The organism is Vibrio cyclitrophicus (assembly GCA_023206055.1).
Taxonomy (GTDB): domain Bacteria; phylum Pseudomonadota; class Gammaproteobacteria; order Enterobacterales; family Vibrionaceae; genus Vibrio; species Vibrio cyclitrophicus_A.
Window position 1 is genome coordinate 35,211 of record CP065367.1, and the last position, 17,860, is coordinate 53,070.

A 17,860-nucleotide genomic window follows, 5' to 3' on the forward strand; every position below is an offset into this window, starting at 1 on the left:
TGATAATCTTTGATTTCAAATAATACCTACTGCGGCTTATTGTAAGCGCTAAGTATTGAGTATTAATTGTAGAGTGTTCAATTGGAACGCTTTGTTTTACTAGGAATGGAATGATGACAGTAACAATTTGGTTTTCTTTATTAGCTATCTGCTTGTTGGGTGCAATGTCTCCGGGCCCAAGCTTGGCGATGATCGCTAAGCACAGTTTGGCTGGTGGCCGTATGAACGGACTTATCGCAGCTTGGTCACATGCTGCTGGCATCGGTATTTATGCGTTCGCAACCATTGTCGGTTTAGCGGTGTTGCTTGAGCAATCGCCAATGATATTTAAAGGCATCAGTTTGGCGGGTGCGGCGTATCTACTTTATCTTGGTGTGAATGCGTTACGCTCAAAAGGTGGGGTTGCTGCGAAATTGGAAGCAGGTGAACAGATGAGCTACATGCAGTCTGCTCGCGAGGCTTTCTTGATCTCAATCTTGAGCCCAAAGATCGCGCTGTTCTTTATCGCTCTGTTTAGCCAATTTGTGGCGTTAGGTAACGAACTTAGCAATCAGGTGATTATTGTCTCAACGCCTCTGATTGTTGATGGCCTTTGGTATACCTTTATTACTTTGGTGCTCTCTAGCCCGTTGATCGTAGAGCGCATTCGAGCAAAAGCGCAGTTGATCGACCGATTGTCTGGCGTGGTTTTAATCCTGCTTGCTGTTCGCGTGGTTTGGACGATATAACGGTAGTCCATATACTGGCAAGAAACGACATTCGTTAAAAAGGCTCACTAGGTGTAATCTAGTGAGCCTTTTGACTTCTAGGGATTGGCTTCGACAAACTTGAGCTTGTTAGCCTTCCGAATTCAGTACAGCATCGAGCTTCTTCATCGAGTCGGAAAAGTACGGGTTGTAGGTTAAACGCGCATGGTTTTTACCTTCTTCACGATATCCCCACGCCGAGTACCAAACCTCACTTGTCGCGTTACATTCGGCTTCAAAGCCTTCAGCCTGACCATTAGAGCAGATCTTTTCGCTACCATTGATTCCGTAGTACGGATTGCTTGGCGAGAACAACAAGCCCATGTGAGAGCCGTTCGAGATACGTTGCTCTGGAATCTTCATGCTATATTGAACTGCGCGAGGATCTTCAAGTGTGGTTTCTCCTTGCCAAACCAACACATTGTTTGGGTTTGGCATAGACTCAGTAAACGCCTGCTGAACGAAGCTAGTATCAATCACACTGTCGCCTTCACTCATCATAATAAACACCGGTTTATCGAAGTGTTTATCTTGCAAGTCTTCACGAACCACTTCTGATGTCTCGTAGTAAACTGAGGCACCATTCATTGGCAGTGAGTTGTAGCGAAGTACATTGTCTTCAGGATCTTGATCCGCCCACGTAACAAAGTAGCTTGCTAGCCCTGCATATTGAACTGCAGACGAACTCGGTTGGAACGCAGGAGAAAACAACAGTAACCCAGAGATCTTAGGATCGTTCATCGCCTGTGAAGTCACAAGGTTCGCACCTGTTGAATAACCGCCAAGCCACACAGAATCATACTCTTGCTCTAGCAACTTAGTGTGGTGAGCCACTACACCTTGCCAATCTTCTAAGTTTGGCTGCATTAAGTCGCCAACACGGCTGCCGTGACCGGGTAGTAATACCGTTCTCACTAGGTAACCTTGTTCTGCTAAATGTGTCGCGATGTCTTTGAATGAGTAGGGAGAATCGCCCAATCCATGAACCAATAAAACAGCCTTGCCATTAGGTTTCGCAGGTTGATATTCGGTGGGTGAATTGAGTTGAATCTCTAACTGCTTATCTTTGGTCATGAACACACGGTTTTTTAGTAACCAATCTTGAGTGTCGTTCACGTAGGCGTCAAAGCTGTCTTGCTGATATTCAGGCAAGTTAGGAGATGTTTCGTAAGCGGGGGCTATGGTCTCGTTGGAGCAACCAACGAGACTTAAAGTCGTTAAAGCGAGTAGCGTTAGAATAGTCTTGCTATGCATTTTTTAATCTTGTCTCTGTCATGTTTTAAGTTGTCTTCAGTAAACAGCTTAGATTACTTATCACTTGTTACTCACTACTTATTTTTTGTTATTACTTTTTGCTTGAAAGGTCTTCGTATTCACCTTCAATAACACCGGCATCATTAGTTGATGACTGACGAGTGTTCATATGAGCTGCGAAACCTTGTTTCTTCATTTGATTTTGAATGCGCTTGCCAGTAATTAAAGCTGCAATAGCCAAAGGAATAGCAAGAATCAAGCTTGTGAATAGCGCCAAAAGGCCAGTAAACAATGCAACAATCGTAACTAATATATTTTTCATATTCATTCCTCTCTTTCTATGTTGTTACTTTATCGCTTCTATTCTGAACGAAACATGAACGTCGTTAAATATTCTTCAAGAGTCACTATGACACAGGTGTGTGTGGTTTGCGGGTTTATATGTAGTCATAAACACGCACTAAAAATATGGAATTTAATCAAGTCTTTTAAAATCAATAGCTTAAAAGTTGGCACGCTTGATGCTCTATAGGGTTTGGAATAAGTCACTGTAAGCAAAGTACTTACAGCTAATAAAAATTACTGGAGCCCCTAAATGTTCTGTATTCAATGTGAACAAACAATTCAAACACCCACTGTAAAAGGCTGTTCTTTCGCACAAGGTATGTGTGGCAAAACTTCGGAAGTATCCGACCTTCAAGATGTGTTGGTGCATTCTCTCCAAGGTGTCTCTTTTTGGGCAAATTTAGGTCGCACGTGCGATGTTATTGATACTGAAATTGATGAGTGGGCGCCAAAAGCGTTTTTCGCAACTCTCACCAACGTTAACTTCGACCCTGCTCGTATCATCGAATTTGCACAGCAATCTCACGAATTTAAACAGCGTTTAGAGCAACAAGTTCGCGCAGCTGCGACCTTGATTGGTTTCGAAATCCCAACGCTTTCTGCAGCAGCGCAGTTCGATCTTCCAACTGATTCTTCAGAGCTATTGGCACTTGCACCACAAGCCGCAGTTAACCGTGGTCACGACTCTCAACATGAAGATGTGATTGGACTTCGTCTTCTTTGCCTATACGGTCTAAAAGGCGCTGCAGCTTACATGGAACATGCTCGTGTTCTTGGTCAAACTGACAATGCTATTTTCGCTGAATACCATGAAATCATGGCTTTTTTAGGTACTGATCCATCTGACCTAAAACAACTGCTAGATACGTCTATGCAAATTGGCTTGATGAACTATAAAGTAATGGAAATGCTGGATAAAGGTGAGACAGATACATTTGGTCACCCGCAACCAACAACGGTCAATGTGAAGACTAAGCAAGGTCACTGTATCCTTGTTTCTGGCCACGACTTGCATGATCTAGAAAAGATCCTTCAACAAACCGAAGGCAAGGGCATCAACGTTTACACTAACGGTGAGATGCTACCAGCACACGGTTACCCAGAGCTAAACAAGTACCCACACCTTGCGGGTAACTACGGCAGCGCTTGGCAGAACCAGCAAAAAGAATTCGCTAACTTCCCTGGCGCAATTGTAATGACGTCTAACTGCCTGCTTAACCCTGATGTAGGTTCTTACGCAGACCGTCTATTTACACGTAGCATTGTAGGTTGGCCGGGTGTTGATCACCTTGAAGGCGACGATTTCAGCGCAGTAATTGATTGTGCACTGGCGCAAGAAGGCTTCAAACATGACGAGATCGAGCAAATGATCACTGTTGGTTTTGGTCGTAACGCACTGATGGAAGCGGCACCTGCGGTTGTTGAACAAGTGAAAGAAGGCAACATCAAACACTTCTTCCTAGTCGGTGGTTGTGACGGTGACAAATCTGAGCGTAGCTACTACACGGACTTCACTGCTCAAGCGCCAGAAGATTCAGTAATCCTGACATTGGCATGTGGTAAATTCCGTTTCAATAAGAATCAATTTGGTGACATTAACGGTATCCCACGTCTACTCGATGTTGGCCAATGTAACGATGCTTACTCAGCTATTCAGCTTGCTATTGCGCTGTCTCAAGAGTTTGATTGTGGCATCAACGAACTACCACTAACGCTGGTTCTATCTTGGTTCGAGCAAAAAGCGATCGTTATCCTGCTGACTCTGTTTGCTCTTGGTGTGAAAGGCATCTACACCGGCCCAACAGCGCCAGCTTTCCTAACAGAGAACCTACTAAAGATTATTCAAGACGAGTTCGACATGCGTTCTATCTCAACGCCAGAGCAAGATCTTAAAACAATCTTAGCGGCTTAATTTAAGCGCACTCTTAAGCCCCTTTGTTGCTGTGCTCTTAGAGTTGGTAATGTCGGGGCTTTTTAGATTTAAATCTTTAGTCATTTAATCATCTAGTCATTAGCAAGGTACACGAACTATGTATGCATGGTCGGATAGCGATTCAATCAATTTGGTGTGTTTAAAGAAATGGCATGAGACGCCAGATACGGTCAGCTTCGAGCTTGGCAGTATTCCCCAAGACCTACATTTCAATTTTAAGCCAGGCCAGTTCATCACCTTGGGCTTGGATATGCCGACAAAAACCGATTACCGCGCATACTCTGTGGCTTCTTGCCCGGAAGAAAATCGCATAAAGCTGACAGTAAAGCGTGTGGAAGGTGGCTTGGTTTCCAACTTTATTGTCGATGAGCTTGATGAAGGTGATGAGGTTGCTGTTTTAAAGCCGGCTGGTGGCTTTAACTGTATTGATTGCATGCCTACTACTAGCAAGAAAGTGACGCTGGTCAGCGCGGGTTGTGGGATCACACCAGTCATGGCGATGGTGAAATATTGGTTGTCTCAAGATAGCGAAATGGAAATAGATTTTGTTCATATGGCACGTAATAAGCTTGAGACTATCTACTTTCAAGAACTTCATCAGCTCGACGAAACACATGCTAATTTCAACCTAAAACTGCTGCTGAAAGATAACGAAGGAACAACCGCACCTCAAGGCCGATTGGATAAGAATTGGTTGGTGAAACTGAGCCCAGATATCTTAGACAGAACCGTTTATCTTTGTGGCCCGGTTGGGTTTATGCAAGACATAGAAAGTTACCTGAAAGAACTAGAGTTCAACATGGATAACTTCTATCAAGAGAGCTTCACGCCAGCGATCCAGAACAACACTTCATCAGAAGAGTTACAGGCAGAAGCGTCTGCGGATTCAAATAGTGCTGTTAAGGTGTTTGTCCCTGCATTTGGTAAAGAAGTGGAAGCCGACGCAGGCACGCCACTGGCAGATTCATTAGAAAATGCAGGCGTTCCAATTATTATCGCTTGTCGCAGCGGTATTTGTGGTTCGTGCAAATGCAAAGTGACCAAAGGTTCGGTGGAATCAAGCAGTCAAGAGACACTGACAGCCGAAGAAATAGAGCAGGGGTACGTATTGGCGTGCTCAAGTACGATTCAGTCAGATGTTGAAGTTGAGTTGTAGCCATTTTGCACAGGCAAGAATGAAGCACGTGAGAACGGAGCTTTGTTCGTTTGGAAGACACAGTGTTTAGAAGATATAGTGTGTCGCAGATATAAAAAGGCCACTTAGATCGTTAGAGAGAGCAGATCTAAGTGGCAACCCTATTGTTTATACGGGGGAGCAAAACAAAAGGGGTTGCGAAGCCCATAATAGACTTCGCAGATATAGTTATTATGTTGTGGAGCTGGTTGCGCTGAGTTAGTTACAAGATCGAAGTCGTTTAAACTTCAGGGTATGTCTTGTAACGAACGCCCATCATCTGTTCCATACAGTGAACAACTTGGCAGCTGTAGCCAAATTCGTTGTCGTACCAAATGTAGAGAACAGCGCGGTTGTCTTGCGCGATAGTTGCAACACCGTCAACCACACCTGGGTGACGAGAACCTACTAAGTCTGTAGATACAATCTCAGTTGAGTCGGTGTAATCAATCTGTGCAGATAAAGTCGAAGATAGCGCCATTTCACGCAGGTATTCGTTCAACTCTTCTTTGTTTGTGCCTTTCTCAAGGTTTAGGTTTGCTACCGCCATTGAAACGTTTGGCGTTGGTACGCGAATCGCATTACCTGTTAACTTACCTTCCATTTCTGGCATCGCTTTTGATACTGCTTTTGCAGCACCTGTTGATGTCAGTACCATGTTCAATGAAGCAGCACGACCACGACGATCACCTGAGTGGAAGTTGTCGATCAGGTTTTGGTCATTGGTAAATGAATGAACTGTTTCGATGTGACCCGATAGGACACCAAACTTGTCGTGAACCGCTTTCAATACTGGCGTAATCGCGTTAGTTGTACAGCTTGCTGCAGAGATGATGGTGTCTTCTGGCTGAATCACATTTTCATTCACACCAAATACCACGTTCTTGATGTCGCCTTTACCAGGCGCAGTCAGTAGAACTTTCTTCGCACCGTTACACGCAACGTGTTGGCTCAGGCCTTCCGCGTCACGCCATACACCAGTGTTATCAACGACAAGTGCGTTCTCGATACCGTAAGCGGTGTAATCGACTTCTGCTGGCTTGTTTGCGTAGATAACTTGGATGAAGTTACCGTTCACGATGATCGCTTTACGTTCTTGGTCTACAACGATGCTGCCGTTGAATTGGCCATGAACAGAGTCACGACGTAGCAAGCTTGCACGTTTTTCTAAGTCACCATCTTTACCGCCACGAACAACAATTGCACGTAAACGTAGTGGGTAACCTGGGCCACTTTTCTCGATCAATAGACGAGTCAGCAAGCGACCAATACGACCAAAACCGTATAAGACAACATCGCGAGGTTCTGTCATCGCATCGCCTTCAAGCGATTCTAAAAGTGCAGTTTGTAGGAAATCATCCAACCCGTGTGTGTCTTCGCGATCTTGCCAGAATGTATGAGCAAGGCGACCAACATCGATACGACATGGAGACAAGTCCATAGAGAGAAGGTGTTGAATGATTGGTTGAGTCTGTTCTGCTGTAAGCGGAGAACCTGTGTAACGTTTTGCGATGCGGTGAGCTTTGATGATGTCGATAGTTGTCGCGTTAACCAGTGTTTTACCGAACAGGATAACTTCAACGCCTTTTTGGCGGTACAACTGACCTAAAGTAGGAGCGATTGATTCAGCAATAGTTTGACTAGTTTGCCAGTCTAGGAGGTGCTTTTCGGGACTCATCTTTACTCGGGACCTTTCACGTTAATTTCTGCAATCATAGCAAATGTAGGGTAGCCATGAGTGCATGGGGGAGTTGAGCTATCTAAGCTTTTGTGGTCTTTAACGCCACTTAAAATGCGCTTGATATGCCTTGTGTGTAACTTGTAATTTTTATGTGGCAGGATTGTAAGGTACGACGGGTTATTCTGCTAGGAAAAATAAATGCAGATAAATTATCTGTAAATTGGCGTGATAATAGCCACAAATCAAGATTTCAGTATCGAGAAAGACTATTGACTTTAACAATCTGTAGCACTTAATTTTCGCCAAAAAATACTCAAATCAAAATATGATATGTAATAAAAGTCATACCGTTCAATTAAGGTGTGATCATTGACTCAAGTTACACGGAATTGGTAAACAATAGATGAGCTGAACGATGGGTTTTGTTGTTCGACTTTCGAATAAGCCGAGGTTGAGTGGAAAAACAGCAAGACGCAAACGATTGGATCTCACAAATTTAACCTAATTTTCGACTTTGTTAGTGTGTAGGGCGGTTATTGCTACCTCACGGCGTTGAGCCTCTTTCTCTTTCTCTTTTACTTGTTATGCGAGTGATAATAACTCGGGAAGCCTTTCCTTTTTGACCGCACTGATATCGATGCCTGTTCATTTTAAATATCCGTTCTGGACTCAGAGTATCGTTTGTTCATATCCAATTTGATCAATAACCCCCTGTTAATGTCCTATTCTTAATTTGGGCTAGGTAAATTACCTTCGGGAAGGGAGTCATTATAAAAATGATAAATATGTCAATTAGATGGCGTCTTATTTTTCTTTCCACGGTTTCTGTACTCATTATGTTTGGGTTTACAGTCAATGAAGTGCTTAAGAACGATGAGAAGATGTATCACCTTGAAACAACGCGTATTAAGGTCGAAGCGCTTCAATCTTTTAATACGGTTTCAAGTGATGCTTATCGATGGTTGGTGCTGTCTAATGACTCCCCTGAGAAAGGTCAGTTGCTTTTAACATTGCAATCAGAACTGGATAGACTCACTCAGTATGGGATGCGACTTCAACAGTTCGACAGCAATTGGAGCATTGATCATCAGTTAGCTGAATTGAAAAAGCTGTTGATGAGTCTTGCGAATACACCTGAAACAACAGACCGCAGACAATTGACAGAGCGCGCCTTCGACTTGTTAAAAGACGTGTTGATGGAGTTGTCTGATTATCGCATGGCCTTAGCCGATGAAAATATCGGTCAAGCGGATGCGATGTTTATCAATCTTACTCATTACGTATTTTGGACTCAGAGAGAAGCGTGGTTAAGCTTCAGTTTGTATCGCTCTCCAGAGTTTAAAAATCAATTTCTGTTTAGTTATGTTGGAGCTCTAGAGAGGCAGCAGCAACTTTTAGATACGTTTTTTCGTTCAGATACTCGTTCTCCAAACATTAGACAGTTGTTAAATGCAGTCGCCAACGATGAATTCCAAGACAAATTCACATCTCGAATCCTCAAAGGAGACTTTTCGTCACCCGAAATATATCAACACTTGAAAAGTTTGGAGATTAAGAAACGAGCGATTTCAAAAGCAATTGGCGCTTACACTAAGCAAATACAGTTTGAGCTGACAAAGAATATAGCCTTGCAGAAAAGGCAAACTTTGATCATGACATTGCTGATACTCGTCGCTTCTGGTGTTTTGATGTGGCTTGGTGTCGCGACGTCCCTGCGTTTAAACAGAAACCTGTCGATTATCTTGAAAGGCGTGTCGGAATGCGCTGATAGCTACGGTCAGCCTAAGGTAATTCATATCCAAGGGAACGATGAGCTTGCCGAGTTCACTGAAACCCTAAATCGAGTGATGGAGCGCAACTATCTTCACAACAAAGAGTTAATAACAGCAAAAGAAGACGCGATTTCGGCTAATAAAGCCAAAAGCGCATTCTTAGCCAATATGTCACATGAGATACGTACGCCACTTAATGGGATTATTGGTATGGCTGAGATCTTATCTCAAAGCCAACTGAGCCCAAATCAACAAGAAGTATTGGGAGACATCGAATCGTCTTCTCACTCTTTGTTGGTGTTGCTTAATGACATCCTCGACCTGTCTAAAATAGAGTCGGGTAACTTGATGTTGTCACCACACAATGCTGATTTGCGCGAAGCGGTCTATGACTCTGTGAGCGTGATTCAATCGAAAGCGATCAGTAAGGATATTGAGCTCGACATCAATATCGATTATCAAACGCCGCCACAACTCTTTTTCGATGAGTACCGCGTGAGACAGGTGCTGACCAATCTGCTTTCCAATGCCATCAAGTTTACGTCCAAAGGCACGATTACCACGGACATTGTTTATACACCCATGTCTATGGGTAGAGGTAAGCTTGAATGCAGTGTGTCTGATACCGGGATTGGGATTGAGCCAGAGAAGTTAGAGTCCATATTTGAACCTTTCACTCAAGAAGATGGCAGCATTACCCGCCAATTTGGTGGTACGGGGCTAGGGCTTGCAATTTGTCGACAGCTTGTTGATTTGATGGGCGGCTACATTACCGCACGTTCAGTGAAAGGAGAGGGCTCTACATTCACGTTTTGTTTGTATGTCGATGTTGTAGAAGCGCCTGTTCAAACTTTCGAGAACCTGAGCCGCGCGACCATCATCTCGAACTCTTTCAATTACCTCGATCAACTGGTTAAAGAGTGCGAGCGTTTGAATGTTCGAGCCAATGTGGTGTCATCCATTGCTGCCCTTAGTGAAAGTGTAAAAGAAAGCGACTTCATACTTTATTGTCATACCTTGCATCACTCTATGGAGAAAGATCTTGCGGCGTTGAAGACGCTATATCCTCTTGCTCGCGTCATTGTGTGTCAGCATCATCTTTTTAAAACCAACCTAATCACAGAAACGGTCCACTCGACTCATACATTGCCATTTTTGGGCCGACGTTTCTTAACCAGCTTACAATCTCTCGATGTTGGCGAAGAGCAGGCTCCTAAAGTGGAAGCAAAAGATGAAGAGGTTCGATCTCTGAATCGACGCATTTTGATTGTTGAAGATAATCTGATGAATCAAAAAATAGCGAGCTTCTTCCTCGAGCAAGCGGGTTATGAATATTTGATTACGAGTAATGGCCAAGAAGCGGTCGATGTCATCACCCAAGGTGCCCAGTTTGATGCGATCTTAATGGATTGCATGATGCCTGTTATGGATGGTATAACGGCGACTCGTGCGATTCGTCAGTGGGAAGTCGATCAACAAGTCACGCCATTACCCATCATTGCTCTAACCGCCAGTGTTCTAGAAGAAGACATCAAAGACTGTTTTGAAGCCGGTATGAACGCCTACTTACCGAAACCCTATAAATCTCATCAGTTGTACGATCTTTTCAGTAGCCTTGATATTGTCTAAGGGCTCCCGTATCAAGGCTAACGAGGTGCTAATTAACGAACTTCCAATCCAAGGTTGTATTGTGCAAGGCAACGACCGACATAGCTGATTTTCAACAAGGCTGCGACTAAGATTGTGCTGATGTGGGCGACGATTTGAATTGGCAGTGAGAAGTGATCGGCCATTGGATAAGCAACGATAATACTGAGAAGCATAAGCAAGGTTGTGATAGCTAGACTGAAGTTTGAAACAGAAAGTAGAGTTTGAAAGCGTTGAGTCATCGTCTTCATATTGAATTCCTAATTGCTATTAATAATTATGATACTTGTTATTAATAGCAATTAGCGTTCCAGTTTTAATTTGCATTTATAATCATGAATTTATATAGAGATTCTTACTTTTAGAGTTAAAATGACATGTAATAATTATGAGTCTTTATGACTCAGGGGTGTCACTCTACCACTGTCTAAACCCACAAGTATCGATGTGGAATCGAACACCAGAATATAAACCCAGCCCAACGTTATTTTTTTGCCCAAATTCCGAATGAATCTTTTTAAGTTTCACGTGTAGATCTTTACGAGTAATGTCATTTGCAGGAACCAGGTCTAAGGCACAGAACTCTAAGTGCTTACTGCGCAGAGCACCGCCAGCTTGTTGGTTGTAGAGTTTAGAACGTTCACCAGACACGGGAATAACGACGCCAATTTCAGGTTCAATGTATTGTTGTATGTACTTCAACGTTTTGATCATGTTGGGTACGTTTTTCTTATCGGGCAAGGTAAACAAGGTGGTGTTACTCATTGCCCAATCTGTCCCTTGTAGCAACACTAAGTGCAAAGGCATGCTTTGCGTAATACCGGCTTCTTTGAGCTGTTGTCCGATTTCTCTCACTCTGTCTTCTGCGTGATTTAGAAGCATCCAACCTCTAAATGCTGAACGAGTCGGAACCTTGTACCCATGAACATCGACAACGAGATCGTCATAAGTAATTTCTGTTTCTTCGGTATACAGTCGTTCAAATTCTTCAGGGTAGGGCTGTGCGGTTGATAAAGCTAAGGTAATCAGAATACTTGCGTACATAAGGTCTCTCCATCGCTGATGTTCACCTAGTTATTTTTGTTCCTACGGTTGCTCTGTTTTCTTTAGTTTTTCAGTGTTCTGTAGTTGTTCAGTTTCATGCGGTTACTTAGGTATGCTTAAGTATAGACGTTAGAATCTAGGTACAAAAAAACCCACTATAAAGAGTGGGTTATGAGGGCGTGTTGACCTTTCGAGCTGGTTTTTGCAGCGAGTTGCTGGGTATTTATACAAGACAGAGGCGTCGATGTGTAGCTAGCCTACATGAGAAGCCGATAACGCAGTAGAAATGACCAGCAAACGCTGCCCGAAGGGTTCGGCTAAAAGCGCTTTACTCTTTGTTGAGGGAGATTTGCTTAGAATGACTAGGCTACTTCTCCCTCGCCGCGATTAAAACGCTTTTATCTCGAACAAAATTTAACCTCGAAAGGTCAACACGCCCTAACATTATTGCAAGTAAATTCGCTAGGTTAGATTACTTCTTACCTTGGATTTGCTTGTCTTCTTCTGTCAGTTCACGAATACGACGGCTGATATCGCGACGCGCTTTAGAAATCTCTGCGCTCTTAATGATGTGGTCATCAACACGGTCTTCGTAGTCTGCTTTCATGTTTTTGATAATGCTTAAGATCTCATCATGAGTCATCTCTGGCTTGATGTAATCAAGTAGGTTATCAAGAAGGTCGACACGCTTGCGGTTGTCACGAACTTTCTTTTCGTTGTCTAAAAGTTCACGCTTAAGTTTGTTCTTACGTCGTGCTTGGTTAACAATTTCAAATACGCTGCTCATAGATTCCTTTTCCTATTCGTCAAATACGTTGTCTGGTTCTGATTAAAGCACATCAATTGATGATGTAACAGTCTTTAGATCAAAGCTAAAGTAAGGTTGTTTAATTATTCGTCACTCTCGCTGATGTGTGATTGTTTTTATCTTACCGTTCAAGTTAGTATCCCATGTAGATACTGCATTGATACGAAATGTGAAATGAATCAACAACAATTAGAAAACGAAGATTTGGACGACAATGTCACTGAATCTTCAGCAGAAAAAAACAAGCTTCGTGATGCGTATGTACAAGAGCGTACTTATCTGGAAGTCGTGGAAATAGAGCTAAACCGTTCTAAGATCATAATGATTGATGAACAGGGTAGAAAGAAACGAGTACCAATTTTGTCTGAACACTAGTTACTGCATGTTTAGGTGTTGAGATGGAATTATCAAAATAATAAAAAGGAAAAACGATGAACACAGTACTTTCCCCAATTGAAGCGAGAATTATCGGTTGTTTGATCGAGAAAGAAGTCACTACTCCCGATCATTATCCACTGACACTGAACAGCTTAACAACGGCATGTAATCAAAAGAGTAACCGTGAGCCTGTTCTGTCTCTTTCTGAGTCAGACGTTTTAGATGCGGTTGATGGTTTAATCGGACGTCGCATGGTGAGCGATGAAAGCAGCTTCAATAGCCGTGTTAATAAGTATCAGCATCGTTTCTGCAACACCGAGTTCGGTGATCTACAATTTACAGAGCAAGAGCGTGCAATCATCTGTTGCATGTTACTGCGCGGCGCGCAAACACCCGGTGAACTTCGTACACGAACGGGTCGCCTTGCAAACTTTAGTGATGTGAAAGAAGTAGAAGCAACGTTAGATAAACTCGCTGCAAGAGAAGCAGGTGCGTTAGTGGTCAAGCTACCACGCGAAGCGGGTAAACGTGAATCACGCTACCAGCACTTGTTGAGCGGTGAGGTGGATGTTGAAGCGTTTGCAACGGCATCAGTAAGCACAGCGGCACCCTCTGCAACGAGTGAAAAGTTTGAAGAACTTGAGTCTGAAGTCGCAAGCCTACGAGCAGAAGTAGCAGAGCTTAAGGCTCTGGTTGAATCACTGCTTTAAATGTCAGACGCTGATAAAAATGCGGATTGGGTCGTGTACTTGATCCGCAATCGTCACAATGCCCTTTATTGTGGCGTGACAAACAATCTAGAACGTCGATTTGAACAGCATCAAACCGGTAAGGGTGCCAAAGCTTTAAAAGGTAAAGGTCCGCTTAAGCTGGTTTGGAGTTTTGGTGTTAGCTCAAAAAGTGAGGCGTTGAAAACCGAATACGCGATCAAGCAATTGCCCAAATCTCGCAAAGAAAAACTGGTATCACTCAAACTGATTGTTGAGTGGCAAAAAGACAAAATTCAATATATCGAAGTCTCATAATTCATAGCCAAAATGTTTGTTATTGATTAAATCTCAATAATGAAAATGATCGCTATAAATGCAGTTAACTAATTGAATTTAAAGGTTAATCAATCTTTATCTTAGTGGTTTTGATTCACGCTTTAACTCGTTTGTCTTAATCTCCATTCCAAATTAACATATTGCTCATTTAGAATGTCGTTCTAATTAGTGTTAGACGCTATCATTTATCATCGTTGTCCTACATAATATCCATCAGCCATACGAAGAGATGGTGTCATGCTAGGTTAAAAAATGAGCCAAAGTAGCTCATATAAAACGAGAAAAATATGAAACGTTTACTGATGTTGTTTGGGCTTGCCGTATTTTCTGCGTCCGCTCTATCCCATGGTACTCATGTCCTGAATGGGTACTGGGAATACCAAGATTATCTTTCCACTTTTCCAGAACAAAAAGCATTGACCGATAAAATGGTCGAGGCTGTACAAAATCACCCTGTGCCATTAAGAAGAATGCAAGATGAGCCGATCACGATTTCCGTGGTGTATCCGGGTCAACAGATCTCGGATTACTGGGTTCGTAATATTCAAGCTTTTGAGAAGCGTCTCGATAGGCTGAAAATTCGCTATCAAATAAATCAAGTATTTACCCGTATTAATGCCGACCTCACGCAGCAGAGCATTTCACTGCAAGAAGCCATTGAGAATAAGACGGATTATTTGATTTTCACGCTAGACACCACGCGCCACCGCAAGTTTATTGAGCATGTATTGACCTCCACAGACACCAAGCTGATTCTTCAAAACATCACAACGCCAGTTCGTGCCTGGGCGGATAGACAGCCACTTATGTATGTGGGTTTTGATCATGCGACAGGCAGCTTAAAACTGGCGGACTATTTTAAACAAGTAAGCCAACCAGACAGTAAGTATTCTGTTTTATATTACTCACAAGGTTATATCAGTGATGCGCGTGGAGATACTTTTATTCATGAAGTGAATACGGATACGAACTTTACGCTTAAGTCTTCGTTTTACACAAAATCAAACAAAGACAGTGGTTACCAAGCGGCTAAAATCAGCATAGAGAACGATCAGGATCTAGACTTTATCTATGCATGCTCAACGGATGTCGCTCTTGGTGCGGTGGAAGCTATTCGTGAATCGGGTCAAGATATCTTAGTGAATGGTTGGGGCGGTGGCTCTGCTGAACTTGAAGCCATAGCAAGGGGCGACCTAGATGTTACTGTCATGCGCATGAACGACGATACGGGCATTGCGATGGCAGAGGCGATCAAGTGGGATCTAGCCGGTTTGGAAGTGCCTACCGTTTACTCTGGTGAATTTGAAATAGTGACCAAGGAAGATTCCCCAGAACGTATTTCAGAACTTAAACAGCGAGCATTTAGGTACTCAGGTCAATAATGAAGAAAAGCTACGCCAGTACACCTAGAAACACTTTAGCTAAACTCATTACGCGTATCGTTATTTTAGTGATAGGCGTGATGGCACTTAGCGTGCTTATTCATAATTATGAAACCAGTAGTAATATCGTAAAGCAAGAGACGAATCGAACGGTTCAGCAAACCTCAAGCCTGATCCAAAACATGTTTGATTATCGTTTGTCGGTGCTGCAAATCCATCAAGACAGTAGCTCCCACAGTGAAACTCTCCGAGAGTATTTTGATACGGGCAATGAAGAGATTCTGAGCTACTTTTTCTTTGGTGTTGACCAACGTGAACCTGAACATGCACCAGATTTACGCTTTGTCTCTACTCATGATGGTTTGGCTTGGGAAGACGGCAACAGTCAATTTTATGGTTTGGATGAATCCAATTTAAAGCATATTTCTGATGAGGTTTCGTTCAGCAGTAATTGGCATTTTATTAAACTGGGGACAGATATAGGTAAGCGTCACTTGTTGGCTCGTCGTACACCTATTGTTGATAACGTTACCGGGGAAGTTCTTGGTCAGCTCTATATTGCCATCGTGCTTGATAATAATTTCTCTTTAGCTGAGTCAATCCAACAAGGCAGTAACTGCGAAAATATCATTATTGAAGCGCACGGTAGACCTGTTACATCGACATTTAGTGGTGATGAAAGCTATACCAGTGCTGACATCCTCAATTATCAAATGTACGAGCAGTTGCCTCGTCATTTCGTCACCATTACAACCATTAAAATCAATGCGGTTGAAACCCCTTTAATCATTCGAGCCGTTCAAAAGAATAATAACTTCATTGCATTAGAAGAGAATTATCAGCGTGCGATCATCGTGGTGGTTGTAGTGATCATATTAATGTCTTTCTTTGCGCGAGCTTGGATTCAAAGAAGGGTCTCTGCGGAACTCGATAAGCTAATGGATTTCACTCGTTCAGCCAGTGATGGCGAAGAGTACAACAAGTTTGATGGCTCTAATATTTTCGAATTCCACCATATTGGTTGTACCCTTGAAGATACCTTTGAACGTTTGTCGGAACAGAATCAAAAATTCCAAGATCTCTTTAACTTTGCTCATTCGCCTATCTTGGTTTGGTCTGAGAAAGGCGACTTGATTCAGATGAACCCCGCTGCTCGTATGGCGTTATTCGATGCCGATGATAATTACGGCCCAATCGCTCAAGAGTTTGAGCATCGTATGTTGCCGAATATTCAAATGGTGGTTCAAGGCTCTAAACTGACGGGGATTAACGTACCCATTGGTGAAAAGGTGTTTCGCTGGAACATGTCTGCCATTCGCGTGGAACACGGCATCACGGGTGTGGTGGTACAAGGGCAAGATATTACTAAGCTTATCGAGGCGGAGCGACAGGCCGATAGAGCAAGAGAAGAAGCAGAGCACCTTGCGAATGTACGTGCGGATTTCTTAGCTAAGATGAGTCATGAGATTCGCACGCCGCTGAACGGTATTCTCGGTGTGTCCCAGTTGTTGAAGCGCTCTATGAACAATGAAGACAACCGCGAGCAGGTGGATGTACTGTGTAATAGCGCGGAACATTTACTGGCGGTACTTAACGATATCCTGGACTTTTCAAAGATCGAACAAGGGCAGTTTAATATTCAAAAGAAAGACTTCCGTTTAGGGGAGTTAGTTAATACCTTAGACAGCATTTATCGTCCGCTGTGTGAAGATAAATCCGTCGAATTTACCATTGTGAATCACTTGGTTGACGACATCGAAATCAACACCGATCAAGTACGCCTCAATCAGATCATGTTTAACCTGCTGAGCAACGCCCTTAAATTCACTCATCAAGGCGGTATCTCCGTCAGCTTTGAGCTCGAGAGTATCTTTAACTCTGAGCACGCCAGCTTGATCGTTCGAGTGAAAGATTCCGGAATTGGTATTGATGAAAGTAAAATTGATGCTGTTTTTGAACCCTTTGTTCAAGCCGAAGAGACCACGACTCGTGAATATGGTGGTACTGGTTTAGGACTTACGATTGTGAAGAATTTGGTCGATATGTTGGAAGGGGACATTCAAGTCCGTAGCGTGATGGGGCTCGGATCTGAGTTTACGATAGAAATTCCAGTGGTCGTACACGCTAAACCGTTACTAGTCGATGTTAAGCAACAAGATGAAGTCAAACCAGAGGCGTTGTTTAGTCGACCTTTGAACGTATTGCTAGTGGAAGACAACCACACCAACGCCTTTATTGCGCAGGCTTTCTGTAAAAAATATGGCATGGTCGTCACTTGGGCAAAAGATGGCTTAGAAGCGATAGAGATGGCGAAGACGATAACCTATGACCTGATCTTGATGGATAACCAACTTCCCAATCTCGGTGGTGTTGAAACCACTCAGCAACTAAGAGGTGAGATTGGTGTGTCCGCCCCTATTTATGCGTGTACCGCTGATGCTCAAGAGTCAACAAGAGACAGTTTTATGGCCGCAGGGGCGAATTACGTGATTGTAAAACCGATTAAAGAAGAGTCGCTACATCAAGCGTTTGTTCATTTTAAAAACTCATACTGGAATAACACAGAGCACTAGGCTTTAACCTAGTGTTCTTAAACGGACTCTATTGAAGATAAGTGACTAATTTGGTGTTGCTGTACAAACCCTGTTGA

At 43.1% G+C, this 17,860-nt stretch carries 15 protein-coding genes; 9 read left to right on the forward strand and 6 right to left on the reverse strand.

What is annotated here, in order from left to right; translation table 11 throughout:
- Positions 1 to 113: 113 nt before the first annotated feature.
- The gene (locus ITG09_16075; protein UPR55192.1) at positions 114 to 728 is read left to right on the forward strand and encodes a LysE family translocator; all 615 of its coding nucleotides are present in this window, start codon (positions 114 to 116) and stop codon (positions 726 to 728) included.
- A 108-nt stretch (positions 729 to 836) separates the two neighbouring features.
- On the opposite strand, the gene ITG09_16080 is transcribed toward ITG09_16075, so the two are convergent.
- Together ITG09_16080 and ITG09_16085 are read right to left on the reverse strand one after the other, a co-directional pair.
- Positions 837 to 2,000, reverse strand: a complete 1,164-nt coding sequence (locus ITG09_16080) for an alpha/beta fold hydrolase (protein UPR54475.1) — start codon at positions 1,998 to 2,000, stop codon at positions 837 to 839.
- 91 nt (positions 2,001 to 2,091) lie between these two features.
- Positions 2,092 to 2,322 carry a hypothetical protein gene (locus tag ITG09_16085; protein UPR54476.1) on the reverse strand — a complete coding sequence of 77 codons (231 nt, stop codon included), beginning with the start codon at positions 2,320 to 2,322 and terminating at the stop codon, positions 2,092 to 2,094.
- A gap of 273 nt (positions 2,323 to 2,595) precedes the next feature.
- Here ITG09_16085 and hcp point away from each other — a divergent pair, with 273 nt between their 5' ends.
- Complete coding sequence (gene hcp / locus ITG09_16090) at positions 2,596 to 4,257, forward strand: hydroxylamine reductase (protein UPR54477.1); 1,662 nt, start codon at positions 2,596 to 2,598, stop codon at positions 4,255 to 4,257.
- A gap of 118 nt (positions 4,258 to 4,375) precedes the next feature.
- Positions 4,376 to 5,434: a hybrid-cluster NAD(P)-dependent oxidoreductase gene (locus ITG09_16095; protein UPR54478.1), complete on the forward strand. Its 1,059-nt coding sequence runs from the start codon at positions 4,376 to 4,378 to the stop codon at positions 5,432 to 5,434.
- 259 nt (positions 5,435 to 5,693) lie between these two features.
- Here ITG09_16095 and ITG09_16100 read toward each other — a convergent pair whose 3' ends face one another.
- Positions 5,694 to 7,130 carry a glyceraldehyde-3-phosphate dehydrogenase gene (locus ITG09_16100; GenBank protein UPR54479.1) on the reverse strand — a complete coding sequence of 479 codons (1,437 nt, stop codon included), beginning with the start codon at positions 7,128 to 7,130 and terminating at the stop codon, positions 5,694 to 5,696.
- An 839-nt stretch (positions 7,131 to 7,969) separates the two neighbouring features.
- Between ITG09_16100 and ITG09_16105 the strand changes: the two genes are divergently transcribed.
- Positions 7,970 to 10,534 (forward strand): response regulator, encoded by a 2,565-nt coding sequence (locus ITG09_16105; protein UPR55193.1) that lies wholly within the window; start codon positions 7,970 to 7,972, stop codon positions 10,532 to 10,534.
- Between the two features lie 32 nt (positions 10,535 to 10,566).
- Here the strand turns inward: ITG09_16105 and ITG09_16110 are convergent, their stop codons facing one another.
- From ITG09_16110 to ITG09_16120, 3 genes are all read right to left on the reverse strand, one after another.
- The gene (locus ITG09_16110; protein ID UPR54480.1) at positions 10,567 to 10,803 is read right to left on the reverse strand and encodes a hypothetical protein; all 237 of its coding nucleotides are present in this window, start codon (positions 10,801 to 10,803) and stop codon (positions 10,567 to 10,569) included.
- A gap of 166 nt (positions 10,804 to 10,969) precedes the next feature.
- Positions 10,970 to 11,596, reverse strand: coding sequence for a hypothetical protein (locus ITG09_16115; protein ID UPR54481.1), 627 nt, complete (start codon positions 11,594 to 11,596; stop codon positions 10,970 to 10,972).
- A gap of 472 nt (positions 11,597 to 12,068) precedes the next feature.
- The gene (locus tag ITG09_16120) at positions 12,069 to 12,383 is read right to left on the reverse strand and encodes a DUF496 family protein (GenBank protein ID UPR54482.1); all 315 of its coding nucleotides are present in this window, start codon (positions 12,381 to 12,383) and stop codon (positions 12,069 to 12,071) included.
- Positions 12,384 to 12,578: 195 nt separating this feature from the next.
- Between ITG09_16120 and ITG09_16125 the strand changes: the two genes are divergently transcribed.
- The 5 genes from ITG09_16125 to ITG09_16145 all read left to right on the forward strand — a co-directional run bounded on the left by ITG09_16125 (position 12,579) and on the right by ITG09_16145 (position 17,783).
- Positions 12,579 to 12,779, forward strand: a complete 201-nt coding sequence (locus tag ITG09_16125; protein ID UPR54483.1) for a hypothetical protein — start codon at positions 12,579 to 12,581, stop codon at positions 12,777 to 12,779.
- Positions 12,780 to 12,835: 56 nt separating this feature from the next.
- The gene (locus ITG09_16130) at positions 12,836 to 13,492 is read left to right on the forward strand and encodes a YceH family protein (GenBank protein ID UPR54484.1); all 657 of its coding nucleotides are present in this window, start codon (positions 12,836 to 12,838) and stop codon (positions 13,490 to 13,492) included.
- Positions 13,493 to 13,807, forward strand: a complete 315-nt coding sequence (locus ITG09_16135) for a GIY-YIG nuclease family protein (protein UPR54485.1) — start codon at positions 13,493 to 13,495, stop codon at positions 13,805 to 13,807. It begins immediately after the preceding gene.
- Between the two features lie 308 nt (positions 13,808 to 14,115).
- Positions 14,116 to 15,210: a substrate-binding domain-containing protein gene (locus tag ITG09_16140; GenBank protein ID UPR54486.1), complete on the forward strand. Its 1,095-nt coding sequence runs from the start codon at positions 14,116 to 14,118 to the stop codon at positions 15,208 to 15,210.
- The gene (locus tag ITG09_16145) at positions 15,210 to 17,783 is read left to right on the forward strand and encodes a response regulator (protein UPR54487.1); all 2,574 of its coding nucleotides are present in this window, start codon (positions 15,210 to 15,212) and stop codon (positions 17,781 to 17,783) included. Before ITG09_16140 ends, ITG09_16145 begins: the two co-directional genes overlap by 1 nt.
- The last annotated feature ends 77 nt before the right edge of the window (positions 17,784 to 17,860 follow it).